Origin of the sequence: Rhizobium sp. T1470 (assembly GCF_042140505.1) — a bacterium.
GTDB lineage: Bacteria > Pseudomonadota > Alphaproteobacteria > Rhizobiales > Rhizobiaceae > Rhizobium > Rhizobium favelukesii.
In genome coordinates, this window is record NZ_CP148093.1 from 733451 (window position 1) to 747324 (window position 13874).

8 protein-coding genes and 8 pseudogenes are annotated in these 13874 nt (G+C 57.5%); 9 read left to right on the plus strand and 7 right to left on the minus strand.

Going from position 1 to position 13874, the window contains the following annotated elements; translation table 11 throughout:
• Window positions 1–714 precede the first annotated feature (714 nt).
• The 4 genes and pseudogenes from WGT02_RS33345 to WGT02_RS33360 form a co-directional block, all read right to left on the minus strand.
• Window positions 715–1212, minus strand: a pseudogene (locus tag WGT02_RS33345) (formyltransferase family protein); the annotation flags it as partial.
• 2 nt (window positions 1213–1214) lie between these two features.
• The gene (locus tag WGT02_RS33350) at window positions 1215–2501 is read right to left on the minus strand and encodes a PLP-dependent aminotransferase family protein (protein ID WP_037071646.1); all 1287 of its coding nucleotides are present in this window, start codon (window positions 2499–2501) and stop codon (window positions 1215–1217) included.
• 887 nt (window positions 2502–3388) lie between these two features.
• Window positions 3389–3934 carry a VOC family protein gene (locus WGT02_RS33355; RefSeq protein WP_024319131.1) on the minus strand — a complete coding sequence of 182 codons (546 nt, stop codon included), beginning with the start codon at window positions 3932–3934 and terminating at the stop codon, window positions 3389–3391.
• A 413-nt stretch (window positions 3935–4347) separates the two neighbouring features.
• Window positions 4348–4833 (minus strand): annotated as a pseudogene (locus WGT02_RS33360) (LLM class flavin-dependent oxidoreductase); the annotation flags it as partial.
• Here WGT02_RS33360 and WGT02_RS33365 point away from each other — a divergent pair.
• The 6 genes and pseudogenes from WGT02_RS33365 to WGT02_RS33390 form a co-directional block, all read left to right on the plus strand.
• Window positions 4790–4999 carry a hypothetical protein gene (locus WGT02_RS33365; protein WP_318246588.1) on the plus strand — a complete coding sequence of 70 codons (210 nt, stop codon included), beginning with the start codon at window positions 4790–4792 and terminating at the stop codon, window positions 4997–4999. The pseudogene WGT02_RS33360 and the gene WGT02_RS33365 sit on opposite strands and share 44 nt — an antisense overlap.
• A 62-nt stretch (window positions 5000–5061) precedes the next feature.
• Window positions 5062–5996 (plus strand): annotated as a pseudogene (locus tag WGT02_RS33370) (IS630 family transposase); the annotation flags it as partial.
• Between the two features lie 85 nt (window positions 5997–6081).
• Window positions 6082–6540 (plus strand): transposase, encoded by a 459-nt coding sequence (locus WGT02_RS33375; protein WP_208245161.1) that lies wholly within the window; start codon window positions 6082–6084, stop codon window positions 6538–6540.
• The gene (tnpB, locus tag WGT02_RS33380; protein WP_208245162.1) at window positions 6521–6874 is read left to right on the plus strand and encodes an IS66 family insertion sequence element accessory protein TnpB; all 354 of its coding nucleotides are present in this window, start codon (window positions 6521–6523) and stop codon (window positions 6872–6874) included. The genes WGT02_RS33375 and tnpB overlap by 20 nt, the downstream gene beginning before the upstream one ends.
• A 54-nt stretch (window positions 6875–6928) precedes the next feature.
• Window positions 6929–8500 (plus strand): IS66 family transposase, encoded by a 1572-nt coding sequence (locus tag WGT02_RS33385; protein ID WP_208245164.1) that lies wholly within the window; start codon window positions 6929–6931, stop codon window positions 8498–8500.
• 73 nt (window positions 8501–8573) lie between these two features.
• Window positions 8574–8702, plus strand: a pseudogene (locus WGT02_RS33390) (IS630 family transposase); the annotation flags it as partial.
• Window positions 8703–8745: 43 nt separating this feature from the next.
• Here WGT02_RS33390 and WGT02_RS33395 read toward each other — a convergent pair.
• A pseudogene (locus WGT02_RS33395) lies at window positions 8746–9217 on the minus strand (transposase); the annotation flags it as partial.
• Window positions 9218–9590: 373 nt separating this feature from the next.
• Window positions 9591–9776 carry a replication initiation protein RepC gene (repC, locus tag WGT02_RS33400; RefSeq protein WP_208246447.1) on the minus strand — a complete coding sequence of 62 codons (186 nt, stop codon included), beginning with the start codon at window positions 9774–9776 and terminating at the stop codon, window positions 9591–9593.
• Window positions 9777–10027: 251 nt separating this feature from the next.
• Between repC and WGT02_RS33405 the strand changes: the two are divergent.
• A pseudogene (locus tag WGT02_RS33405) lies at window positions 10028–10448 on the plus strand (NAD-binding protein); the annotation flags it as partial.
• 42 nt (window positions 10449–10490) lie between these two features.
• A complete protein-coding gene (locus WGT02_RS33410; RefSeq protein WP_208246451.1) occupies window positions 10491–11222 on the plus strand; it encodes a methyltransferase domain-containing protein in 732 nt (243 codons plus the stop codon).
• 120 nt (window positions 11223–11342) lie between these two features.
• On the opposite strand, the pseudogene WGT02_RS33415 reads toward WGT02_RS33410, so the two are convergent.
• Window positions 11343–11817, minus strand: a pseudogene (locus WGT02_RS33415) (LysE family translocator); the annotation flags it as partial.
• Between the two features lie 1029 nt (window positions 11818–12846).
• Here WGT02_RS33415 and WGT02_RS33420 point away from each other — a divergent pair.
• Window positions 12847–13448 (plus strand): annotated as a pseudogene (locus WGT02_RS33420) (SOS response-associated peptidase family protein).
• The last annotated feature ends 426 nt before the right edge of the window (window positions 13449–13874 follow it).

Here is a 13874-nt window from a genome sequence, read left to right on the forward strand (position 1 = left end):
AGCCGTTACCAAGTATTCCGTGCGATCGAGTGGCGACAGGTTAGCCAAAGCACTTGCAATGAACCACGAACTCGACCGCCATCCGAGCGGCGCTTCAGCCACGGGCGACGACGGGAAAGGAAGCTGCAATATTCTAAGTTGCTCAAGCCGCTGTCGCCAAAACTCCTCTGAAGGCGCCAGCAATTCATGAGTGACAGTTATGCTCCGCGCCTGTTCATCGCTCAAGATCGGAAGGCGATCACCTTCATCCAGATTGGAGCGCCTGGCGAGGGCTCGCGCGTCCAGCACCTGCCCATCAAGGCCGCCAAAGCAAATATCGACATCCTCTGTACCCGTCGCCACCCGCCAATGGCTGGGGTGGACTTCAACCAAGCAACCTGCCGGAACGCCCGAGCGCTGGGGGGACACCTCCAGGCGTCTGATTGTGACAACCTCATCGCCTATGAGCGTCTTGGGCATGCACATTTGATTGGGATGATATGGCCCAAAGTCTAAGGCACGTGTCATCGCCGACAGATTTTGCGCGGATTGATCCCATCGCAGACAGCCTGCCGCATCTGGGCGTCGACGTCTCGGAAAATAGCTTCTGTCCACCAGCGCCTGCGGATCGGCCGCAAGCTTCCCGCTCTCGAGGCCAGTTAAGAGCTCGCGAAAACCCTCGATCGCGGCTTCATAACATTTGAGGTTCAGGGCCAGTGCCGTATCGGTGGGCGCAATCAGCACTTGGCGCTGAACCACGACGTCACCCGTATTAACACCATCATCGATCCGATGCCACGTGATGGCATATTCGGTCTCTTGCGCCAGCAGCGCCCACGACGTTGCGTGCGTTCCCGCATATCGTGGCAAAGGACCGTCGTGATAATTGAAAGCACCTCGACGCGCTCGCCCAAACACGTCCGGTGGCAATATGAACGGATTGGCAACGGAGAAAATCCAATCTACCGGCTCAGCCTCCAAAAAAGAGCAGAGCTCTTCAACGCTTTCCATGCACGGGACATTGGCGCGAGCCGCCCACTCTGCGAAGATGGCGTCGTCACACAGGGCCGCACCAATGACGTGGCCCATCGCCATTGCCAGTTCAGCGCATCTGATAGCAAGCGTACCACTGCCAACAATGATGCTGGAGGAGATTGCCCGTGCTGCAGGATTCATGTCCTGATCGCCTTGTTCGCAGCCACGGCCGCGCACCGGAGAAGACCGATATGCCATCTTTATCCACCCACCAAGCTGGGCAATTCCCGCCCAAGCCGCCGCGCCACATAGCGGCCCAAACCGGTCACACTGGTTCGGATTTGCTCGGGGGTAACCGCGCTGAACGCCAATCGAATCCGGTAGTCTTGGGAGTTATCCAACGCGAAGAAGCTCATGGGCATAACGATGACATTGTCACGCCTTGCACACTCGTCCACGCTCTCCGCCCCAAATCTGAAAGGAAGATCAAGGGTCAGGAAGAAGCCGCCGCAGGGGCGATTCCATCGAATCTGATCCGCGAAAGGCGAAAACACACGGTTCAGCTGACACAACATAACGTCGCGATTGGTACGATACCAATCCAGGGCCGGCCGTATCCAATCACGCAAGCTTACCCCCTGTTCGATCAACAGCCCTGCCACGATCGCTTGTGTAATTTGGCTCGTATTGAGGGTAACGAAACTCTTGCGCTGAACCAGATCTTCCCAAAGTACCCGGCAAGCTCCCGCGTCTCCAAATATCGTCTCGGGCAGTATCGCAGCTCCCACGCGGAGAGATGGGGCTAGCGTCTTGGAGAATGTCGAGAGGTAGATAACACTACCGGCCTCGTCCAAAGCGGCCATCGGAGGGATCGCGTCTCCTTCATACCGAAATTGCCCATATGGATTGTCCTCCAGAACGATGATCCGATGTCTGTCGCACACTTGAAGGATATCGCGTCGTGCGGGCGTACCGAGGACGCGCCCGGTCGGATTATCAAAATCGGGAATAAGGTATAGAGCGCGAGCCCTCCGACCTTGCCGGCACAACTGCAGCACTGCGAATTCGACTGCCTCGGCAATGCCAAGTTCTGAGTTGCGCAGCGCTGAAACGGCGACCCGTGTAGCGGCAGCTGCACCGGTTGTCCCAACGTAGGTGGGGTTGCAGACCAGGAGGACGTCCGAAGGTTCGGGACACAGTGCCGGCAGGCAGACAGCAAGCGCCTCCTGGCAGCCTGACGTGATTAGTACGCGATCGGTCCTCGCGGGAACCCCCTCATCGGATCGAACCTGTTGTGCAACGATCTCGCTGATGATGCCGGCAGTTCGTCCATACTGCAACAACTGAGAGTGTACTTGCCCACCTCCGTGATCGCCTGCTGAATACCGTTCATACACGACGAGCGCATTCAACAGCGCCTGGGGGTCGAGCCTATTGAAGAACCGATCACTTGGTCTGCCAGAGGCCAGGGAAATCGCCGACGGAAACGAACCCGAGACCTCATTTAAGAAGTTCATTACTGACGTTTGCGGCATATAATCCATCATGGACCCCACGCAGAACCATCGGCAAAGTGAGGATCACGCCAGTGTGGACTCGACAGCAGCCTTCCGTCGAAACCAGCGACACAGGCTAGAGCGATTCCACAAACAGCCGTCTGACGATTGGCGAGTGTGATCATCGAACATTGTTCCTACTCTGATTGTAGGGGGCAAGCAATTTCCGTGCCAAGAGAGAAAGCGCGTTTAAACAAGACGGTCGCTGTCAAACTGCCGTGACGAGTGTCTGACATCGTCCAAGATCGACCGGTCCAGATTTGGCCCGATATACTGGACTTGCCTGCTCGTCTTCCGTAGTTCAGGCTCCTTACGCTGCCGGTGGCTGAGCGACAGTATCTCCTGCCTTTTCGCCACCAGCAGATAAGGCACCTTCGACACCATGGCGGTGCCTGATGCTTGGAACTCTCGACCGGAATAAACCACCAGGCGGCGCTTCGCACATGGCCTCGGCAACCGCCGAAATTTTTGTGCACATCGATACAGCCGCCTACCATTCCCGGTGGTTTTTTATGGATCGGCGATCGTAGCATCGGCGGGAGATGCCTGCACAGTTCAAATCGGCGAGACAGCTCGCGTCTGGCCCGTCTGCCGCTCGGCAACACAGCGGAGCCGGACGTGGTCGGCTTGGCCTGGGCAGCAAAGGGAGCATCGCATCATCCTACCGTTGCTGGTGATCAGTGCCGCAACCGTCATGCCGCTAGCCCGATGCACATTTTGCGTGCGGCCTCTCCATCGGCGGACTTCGCATGGCTAGTGGCATCGATGCCGCGGATTACAGGCCGGATACATGGCTGAATCTGATCGATCGTGACCGCAATACAGTCATGCATTCCGCGGCCGCCTACACGTTGGGGACTGGAACCGTCCAAGTTCGCTCAATATTTCCCGGACTGCTCCAACTGTTCAAAAAGTTCTTGGACGTTATTGTCGAGAAATCCTTCCTCGCCGTTCCGATGCACAAGTTCAATGCTCACGCCAGTGTTAGGGCATCGCGAAGAGAACGCCTGTGTTAGGCCCGGTCCGTTTATTACGGCTGTGTCAAACGACAGCCCTCGCTTCTTGAGGGTCTCGACCATCGCCGACACATCGTCCACAGCCAGCGCGACATGGGCTATACCTACCCCAAAATTCTCGACAAGTTGGGACACCTGCGACTCTGGTTCTGTGCCTTGACAAAGTACAAAGCACATCCCGTCGCGAACCATGTCCGCGCACACCATACCAGTCTTTTTGCCCTTTATCTGGAATCGGCGCCTGAGGTTAAACCCAAGTACACCTTGAAACAAATGAATAGCGTCTTCCAGTCTATGGACGGCCAAAGCGATGTGGTCGATCCCACGAAATCGCAGGTTAGTGTAGTCATCCACCGGTGTGGTATCTGGCGATGCGCTGTCAAATGACGCGTTTACGGGATCACTCATTTCAACCTCCTTCTCTTTAGATAACGCATTTGGAGTCTCGACTGGCATGGTAATGCTGTAGGTTGGTCCACAATAGTGACATATGTGTCATCTCTTTCGCCCGCCCCACCGGCGGGGATCACCCCGGTTCCAAGCAGGCTCAACTATGATATGGCGGTCACCATCATCATGAATCTCGCATTCGGGGTGGCCGAACGCCTTCCGCGGCTAATATCGTACCGTTGGATCTTAGAACCGGGACAGGCGATCATGTTCCCTGATGGGTGGGTCGAGCATTGATATAGATCAACGCGACGCGTATCGACCTTCATTCGAAGCAAATGTAGGACCAGGGCGATCCGATGGAAAAGGAGTATTCTACGACTTTGGTCAACGTTGGTATTCCTATTCATAAACACTATCGGCGACGTCTTTCACGCTGTTCTCTGTCCCTGGCTCTCGCCGTGATTCCAGTCGAGTTCGGGTGCGACAAGCGTGATGAAGTCGTGGATGATCTGACGATATTCCTCGTCTTCGAATTCGTACGGAAGTTCGAGCCTGAGTTCGCTGACATGCGGCAGGATCGGATCTGCAAACAGGCGCTCGAGGATTTCGTCCGCCGTTCCGACGACATCACGGGCAAAGAGCGTGCGCCGCTCACCCTGCGGTGCCAGCGTGCGTTCGTCGCGTCCCGCCGCCTAGTCCAGGTAGCGCCGGCGCGTGCCCGGATCGGCACTGTCGAGCGGAACGATCACACCGCCAAGCGCCACGCGACCTCGTCCACCACCTGCAAGCTTGTAGGTCTCAAGCTGACGCAGTTGTGCGACAAAGAAGTCATCGGTCTGTTCGCCTGTCGTCACGTTGCCGATCAGCAGATTGAAGCCGTTTTCACCGGCCCACCTGGCCGACCGCAACGATCCGCAGCTTCGTCGCCTGGCTTTTCCGCGCCGCTACGAGCAACTGGCGATCAAGATCGGCCGCGCGCTTGCGTATGTCGCGCCACGCCTCAAGCAGAGGCAATATGATCCATGCCAGGCCGTCATTCCCATCCAAAAACTCTCTTATACCAGCGTGAGCGATCTCTGACTCTTTTTGAGGTTTCCAAATCAGTTGAGTTCTGAATCAATACCGCAAACGGAGGTTTGCGGATGACACCAGGAATTCCACTGCGCGATGACTTCGACGGCTTCGCTCTTCGGGCGTTGGCCAAAGGCACGAAGGATGCGGCACAGGCTCGGCGGCTTCTTGCCCTTGCCGAAATCTATGATGGCCATTCCCGCAGCGATGCGGCCAGGATCGGAGGCGTGACCCTGCAAATTGTCCGCGACTGGGTTATTCGCTTCAATGCGCGTGGCCCGTCGGGGCTCATCAATGGCAAAGCACCCGGCAATCAAGGAAAGCTTTCCGACGTGCATCGCCAGGCTTTGGCAAAGATCGTCGAAAGTGGCCCGATACCGGCGGTGCATGGCGTTGTGCGCTGGCGGCGCAAGGATCTTGCTCAATGGCTGTTCCAAGAATATCGGATATCCGTCGATGAAACGACCATTGGCCGCGAATTGAAGGCGCTCGGCTTTGCAAAGCTGTCTGCCCGCCCGCGCCATTACGCCCAGAACGAAGGCGACCTGGAGAGTTTTAAAAAAAGTTCCCCGCCACACTGGCAGCCATCAAAGGCAGGCTCCCGAAGAACGTCGAGATTGAGCTCTGGTGGGCCGACGAAGCTCGGATAGGCCAAAAGAACAAGATCACCCGGCGATGGGCACGCAGGGGAACAAGGCCTTCGGCACCACACGATCAACGCACGATGTGGACCTATATCTTCGGCGCTATCTGCCCCAAGAAGGGCAAAGGTGCGGGTCTCGTTCTTCCCTACTGCGACACCAGCGCCATGAACCAGCATTTGATCGAAATCAGCCAGGCCGTCGATGACGGCGCTCATGCCGTGCTGATCGTTGATCAGGCGGGGTGGCATGTCACGCCGAAGCTCGATGTGCCCGACAACATCACACTGCTCTTCCTGCCGCCACGCTCGCCCGAATTAAATCCCGTCGAGAACGTGTGGCAATTTCTGCGTGACAACTGGTTGTCCGTAAGCGCTCATTTCCATGCGCCTTTTCGCGTTGAGTTCTCTGCCGCATGAAGTGTCCACTTGAAATAGGTGGACACCAAATATGAATGACGAAGAGCAGAAGCTGCGTGTGCGGTTGGTGGGGCGTGATGGTCGGCGGCGCTATGATCCAGGATCAAAGGCGCGGCTTGTTACGGCTTGCCTCCAGCCTGGTGTTTCTATATCAGGCCTTGCGCTTGGCCATGGGGTCAATGCCAACCTTCTACGCAAGTGGGTCAAGGAGGCCAGGGAGGCTGGCTTGTCGGCGGTATCTGCAAGCTCGCCGTTTATCCCGGTCGTCGCAGCAGACGGCAGCCTGCCTGTCGGGATGCGCTCGCTGGATATACCGGTCGCGTATGGTGAAGAACAACCGGCATCACTGGAGAAGACGGCCCATCTGTCAGGTTTTTCCAAAATCAGCGCGTTGCTGCCGAACGGCGTGAAGCTTTCGCTGGAATGCGGTGATGTGGATGCGTTGACGGCGATCATCGGAGCTCTGGGTCATGTTCAGACTGGGCGCTGATATCAAGGTTTACCTGCACCGCGAGCCGATCGACTTCCGGGCCGGTATCAACAGCCTTGCGGTCCTGGTGCAGGAGGTGATGGAGCTCGATCCGTTTGCGCCTGCGGTCTTTGCCTTTTGCAATCGCCGCCGTGACCGGATGAAGCTCCTGTTCTTCGATCGGTCCGGTTTTGTGATGGTGCTGAAGCGATTGTCGGAAGACCGGTTCCGATGGCCACGTCGGGAGATGATGGTGGTAACGCTGACGACCGAGCAATTACACTGGATTCTCGACGGCATTGATATCGACGCGATGGTCCGCCATCCGGTTCGGCAATACCAGATCGCCGGCTGACAGTTCTCGACGTCTGCGGTTGACGGGGCGAAACGGTTCAGATTCAAGAATCTGATGATCCGACCCGGCGAACCCACTGTTGAGGAGTTGATGGCGCGCATTGCGGCGCTGCAGGCGGAGAACCGTCAGCTCACGGAACGCGTGGTCAAGCTCGAGGAAGAACTGGTGTTGGCGCGGCTTCATCGTTTTGCGCCGAAAAGCGAAAAGCACGTGGACCGCCTCTTCGATGAAGCCGAGCAGGTTGCCGATGAAGACGACGCCGGCGGAGACAATGGGGAGGTCGTCGACCTGCCGGACACGGGCTTTGCGGCGATCGAGAAGCCAGAGGGCAAGAAACGTGGCCGCAAGCCCCTGCCGGAACATCTGCCGCGCGAGCGCGTCGAATATGACCTTGCCGACGACCAGAAGGCCTGTCCTTGCTGCCGTCACCAGATGCATCGCATGGGCGAGGCCGTCACCGAGCAGCTCCACATCGAGGTGAAGGCCAAGGTCCTGCAGAATGTGCGGCTCAAGTATGCCTGCCGCCATTGCGATCGCACCGGGATCAACACGCCTGTTGTCCTTGCGCCAATGCCCGCGCAGCCCTTGCCGGGCAGCATCGCCACGGCCTCGACGCTGGCATTTGCTCTTGTTCACAAATATGTCGATGGCACGCCGCTCTACCGCCTGGCCCAGGCCTTCGAGCGCGCCGGCGTTCCCGTCAGCCGCGGTGCTCTGGGCCATTGGGTGATCGGCTCGAGCGAGAGGCATCTCTCCCGCATCTATGACGCGCTGAAATCGCGGCTCAGGTCTCAAGCCATCATCCATGGCGACGAGACGACGGTCCAGGTGCTGAAGGAAAAGGACAGGGAGGCCACCAGCACATCATTCATGTGGGCGTATCGGAGTGGAGAGGACAGCGACGAGCCGATCGTGCTGCTCGATTATCAACCCGGCCGCGGCCAGATTTATCCGCAGGCCTTCCTCGGCGATTACCACGGCATCCTGATGAGCGATGGCTATTCCGCCTGGCGCACGCTGGCAGGGGCCACCCATCTGGGATGCATGGCGCATTCCAGGCGTCGCTTCGTCGATGCCCTCAAGGCAAGAAAGAAAGGCGGCGGTCCGCCGGAGCAGGCGCTGAAATTCTTCGAGCAGATCTACCGGATTGAAAGCCAGGCGCGCAACGCAAAGCCTGACAAGGGCGAAACGCAAGCCGATTGCATTCGCCGTTTCCGCCAGCAACACAGTGTCCCCATCCTGAATGCTCTCAAGGTATGGCTCAACGACATCGCCCCGAAGGTCTTGCCCGACAGCAAGATCGGCGATGCCGTGTCCTATACCCTAAATCAGTGGGACTACCTGACGCGCTACACAGAAGACGCCAGGATGCCGATCGACAACAACCTACTCGAGCGCGATATCAGAATTTTTGCCACTGGCAGAAAATCCTGGCTGTTCAGCGACACCGTGGACGGAGCGAGGGCCAGTGCCGTCGTCTACAGCCTAATGCTGACCTGCCGAGCTTGCGGCATCGAACCCTTGGCCTACTTGCGCCACGTGCTTACCGAACTGCCGCAGCGCGCAACAGATTCCGACATCACTGATTTGCTGCCCTTCAACTTCGCCAAAACTACCGCTGCCTGATCCGATAGGGCCGTCACAAAGCGACCCACGTCAAATGGGCCACGTCAACGCGCATGGAAATGAGCGCTTACGGTTGTCCAACCGGATCTTCAAAGATTACGAGGACATCGTCGCCCATTGCTGCGACGCATGGAACAAGCTGGTCGCTCAGCCGTGGAAGATCATGTCGATTGGAATGCGTGACTGGGCGCACCGGTTTTGATTAGCGCTCGTTGGTATTACATTGCTATCAAACACCCGACCTGTTCCTTTGGGGACGATCAGACCGAACGTCTTCATCAGGCCGCGGATCTGATTGCTGAGCTGGGTTGAGATGCTCAAAAGCTGATTGCGGGCCGTCACCAGCGTGCGCGTCAGCATGCTGTCGAACGCTTTTACCCGGACCGCCTTGTAGAAGCCGGCTTCGGCCAGTTGCGCCAAGCCATCCGCATCATTGGCATCGGTCTTGTTGAGCGTCTCGTTCAAGACCTTTTGCGCTTGCCGCGCTTCAATGCAGATTGCCGGAACCCCTTCGGCCGTCAGCGCATGATAGAACCACGTCGACAGCGGCCCCGTCTCGAATACGACGCGCTTGGCGTTTGGCGCGTGCTTGCGGATCATCTGCGCCAAAAGTTTTGGGTCCGAAGGGCACTTCCCGCGCCATATCCGCTTCCCGTCTTCTCGGATCGAGATGGCGGTATCTTTCAACGAAACGTCGAGCCCTATATATTGGTCCATGGTTGCCTCCATTTGGTGTTTGGGCCCGGTACCAATCGAGAGCCCGTATTTCCATCTTATCGGGGGCAACCACCCTTGCCATCCGTAATTTATAGACTGGCCTGGGACGGTCGCGCCGCGATTACCCCATGTCTGGTGACCGCCAGCTTGCGTAGGAGATACGGATAGACCTTGTGCCCAGGTGCCGGTTTCGACGTATTGGGGCGACGGTAAATCGCCACAGCTGCCGCTGAATGCCGTAGCCGCAGGGTCCTGCTTCGTAGCAGAACTTCAGTGTCCGCCCCGGCTGCGAAAGCCTCGACAGCATATGCGCCAGAGCTGCAGGGTTATTTACAATCTGGCCGAATGCACGCACGTCGCCCCGCGATCAGCCTCACGATGCTCGCTTTGCTCCAAATGCAGGAGTCCGCGCCAGAGCCGTCAGCATCGGTCCGACGGAGAAATCGCCGCGCCGCGCCTTGGTCGTCAGATCCCGCAGATAACCGCCAGCCGAATTAAAGATCGGTAACTTTTCTGGAGGCAGGCTGCGTGAAAAAGCGGTCGCTTTGGCTTGAATAATAGAGGCACGATTGGGTCCGGTTTGGTCGCAATTGTGCCCATAGCCGTATGCGAAGTTCGCCGCTCATGTCCGCCGCCCGGACCTGCATCAGCGTGTGAACCCGCGGAGCAGCCATCAGGAACTACGGATGGTCGCCTTGAGCGGAACCCAACCCAAAGGCTTTCTACTTTCCATTTCTACGTCAATGAAGCAGTGCTCGCGGCGCCTGCAGGGAAAAGACATCGATTGGCCCGCAACTTTTCGGTGTTGGTGAAGTGGCCGTTGTCGGCGGCGTGAGCACAGCCGTGCAGGAGGCGCTCTACCCGTCGAATCTTGCCTCCAAGGTCACGGTCGTTCATCGCCGACATAGTTTCCAAGCGGTGTCGATCCTGCGGTGCCGCCTCTTGGCCAAACCTAAGTTAAAGTCATTTGGAACCGCGTCATCGACGAAGTTCTCAGAGAACCGGGCCGGCTACATCAAGGTCGGTTCCTGGTCGACGATGACAACCGTGACAGGGTCCTCGCAGCCGACGATGTTATCGACCCGGTGTTCCGTCAGTCGATCAGCGCCGCCGCATCGGAAGCATAGCGGCCCTGGAAGCCGAGGGCTTCCTGACCGAGCATCCACCTGCGCCGGTCGCGCAGGGATCGGGATTTTGCTCCGAACTTGATTTCTCTATTGCCTGCCGGTAATACGATCCAGATCGTTCTTTGGAAGGTTTATCCACGTGAACAATCAACACAGCGGGCGGCTACGATACCCTTCGGTTTAATCGCGAGGGCCAGGCAGAGGCCTTCGATGCCATTGGCGCTCGCTATGATGAGACCTTTCCACACAAACAGGGTCAAGTCTCAGCGGGCGATTGGTTGATCAGGTCCTTGCCGACCGGTTCTCGGGTTCTGGATCTGGGCTGCGGTACCGGAGTGCCAACTGCGCGCCAGTTAGTGGCCTCCGGTTTCTTAGTGGCCTCCGGTTTCGAGGTCGTGGGCATCGATCTGTCGGGCGGGATAGTGAAACTCGCCCGGGAGTATGTCCCTGGCGCGACATTCCACCAGCTGGACATTGCCGACTTGCGACCAGGTGGCCCGCGGGACCTCGGCCAGTTCGACGCTGTCGCGGCCTTCTTCTCGCTGCTAATGCTGCCCCGTGCGGAGATCCCCCTCGCACTTCTGACGATTCGCAATCTGCTGGTCCCTGGTGGCCTGTTCGCCCTGTCCATGGTGGAGGCCGATGTCGACGATTTCTCAATCCCGTTCCTCGGAAACAATATCCGAGTCTCGGGTTACCTGCGCGAGGATCTGCGGGCGGTCATCGGAAAGGCTGGCTTCCAAATAGTGGAGGAGATCTCCTACACCTATGCGGCTGTCGATGTGCCGCCGGAGGAACAGATCTTCCTATGCTGTCGTCTGAGCGTTTCGCGCAGCGGATCGATGCGCATCTCCAGCGTCGGCGAGTCGGCGGTGTAGCGGGCGATCACCACCGCGTCGAGGCGGTTGGCGCCCGATAGCCGCGGGTCCTTATGGCTAGCTCTTGACTGGATCCAAACTCCGCTACGCTCAGATGGTATAGCGAACATTCTGCCCCGGTTATGTGCGGGAAAACAGGAGACGGACACCGGGTGCGCCAAAGAAGATCGCAAGCGTCCCTTCGATCCAGCGGCGGGATATCCGATAGAAGCGCACCATCGGAGCTGTTGGAAAGACGATCGCGTAATCGCAGAAGATTGTCACGCTTAGGATAGCGCATCCGCCGAGGAGCGCTGCCACGGTGTATGAGGAGGCACCCGGGCCAAGTCCCAGCGTCACCAGAGCGATCCAGGCGAGAATTGATTTTGGATTGGTCAGATGCATGAGGAGGCCCGCGTCGGTATAGAGAGGAAGCCGTCTCGGCGGCGTCCGTCCCCGATGCCTCGGCCGGTTTTTCGCCCGCGATGAAAGCGGTTCTGGCTGCCCTAAACGCCAGATAGAGAAGATAGAGCCCGCCGAAGATTTTCAGGATCATCAAGGCTTCGGCATATCGGGTCAAGATTGCGGATATTCCCGTCGCGGGCAGCGTCAACCAACTCTATGGTTCGCCCGTCGAGACCCAGCTTTGATGTGGCTATCGACACGATCGCTTCCACAAGAGAAGCAGTTCGAGACGGTTGTTTGACATTCCCCGATAAACCTAGAATTTTCATTTCGGCAACACCTAATTTGTCGCCACAGTCTATGGATTTATGTACTAATGATAACGACGGGATGCTAATATTTCTTTTAATCGTGGAATTCTGATCCTGAAATCGCGGCGACTGGACGAAATACATCTGCGCCGGCGTGGCAGACGCCGGTTGGCATGCGTACTCGGGTATGGCCTGCCGGAATGATCGCTGGGGTCTCTGTCACATCGCGTTCCTTCCTCTCACGCACTGAAAGAACGGGGGTTCGATCACCACCCCAAGCGATCACGAGAAAAAATGGTCGTCTATTCGCCCGAAAGAAACCTTGGCTTTGCCGAATAGCGATAAGCCGCCGAAACGAATATTGCTTGTCACACCCTCAGGTGTTGGAAGCTATTTGTTCCGCTTCATGTCCCTTGGGCATTGGATAGTCCGAAATCGCAAAACGGCCGAAATATCATTGCAGGCGTTTAGGGCTTAGCTCCCAGCCGACCTTGTCTAACGACGTAGGTAGATGATGCCCAAAAAGGAGACAGGTTCCTTGATCGTCGCCTTCGCCTTCCTCCGATTACTGAGGACTTCCCCCTCGCGGGTTGACCGTCCAAGGACGGGACTGGATTAGGGATGCCAGACAAGAGAGCGAGGTCGGAAACGCCATTGGGTGGAGCGCCCACACGCTCGATCTGAATCGCGCCGCCGCTTCGCTGATCAAGCGACCTGCCGCCTCCCTACACGGCCAAGGGATGGAGCCCCCTCGGGCTTGCTGAGATGGGAACCTTGGAGCTACGCTGCATGTTGCAAGACAGACCTGATTGACGAACGCGTCAGGGATGACAGTCCGAAGGATGAAGACTTAACCCCAAGGCTTCAGCGTAGCCAAAAGGGCGACGCCAACCTCGAAAAGGGCATTCAGGAAACCTAGGTCCTCTCCCATGTGCAACGATTATGAGCAACACATTCGCTACGCCGAATACTGCAAGATGATGCAGGACCTCGCGCTCGGCATCCCCACACGTCAGACCGAACTGGATATGCCGCAGGCTGATAATATCAAGATCGGCGACACGGCACCGGTGATGCGAGCATGCGAGCTGCTGGCGACAACATCGTAGAGCTGGCGCCGATGAAGTTCGGGTTTCCACCGACCCGCAAGGCTGGCCCGGTTTTCAACTTTCGATCGGAAGGAAGACATTTTAGCGATAGCCACCGCTGTCTCATTCCAGCGAGTGCGTTTTTTGAGTTCAGCGAAAAGAAATACCCCAAGGCGAAAAACAGGTTCACGCTGAACGACGCTCCTTTCATGGCCATCGCAGGAATTTGGAGAGACGGTCACGGGAACCAACCGCCTGCCTTCACGATGCTGACAACGGCGCCGGGTCCCGATGTAAAGCCGTACCACGATCGCCAAATCGTCGTGCTTCAACCGCAAGAGTGGCTTGCATGGCTTGACCTAGCGAAGCCGGAAGCGGAATTGCTGCGGGCGCTTCCGAAAGGTTCGCTAGCCGCCGAAACTGTACGGGCAGGATCGGACTAGCCTTGCTGCTGTGACACCAATACGGCAGAACATTTGAATGAGCTGCATAGCGGCGCGAGCTATGGCACGAAACTTCGCACCATACTACTTTCGAGGTTAACTTAAGTGGTCGGCCTGCGGCTGACGGGCCAAACGGGGGTCTTCTGAGTCATGTCATCGGCCTCAAAATCAAAGTCCTGGTCCAAAGCCATCCTTGTCCGCGTCGTGATATGGCGTCGATATCTTGAGGCGGCAGCAAAGCCCTATCTGGAAGTCGTAGAGGCTCTTTATAGAACGTGGCCGATTACATTGGTAATGCTCGGCTTGACCGTATGTTTCATTATTCCAGGGCTGGCTGCAGAGCAGACGCATGAAGCGCTCCTAGAATACGTTCGCGTTGACGAGCAGGTTCAAACTGTCTGGGGTACACTGCGATCAGCGAGGCGC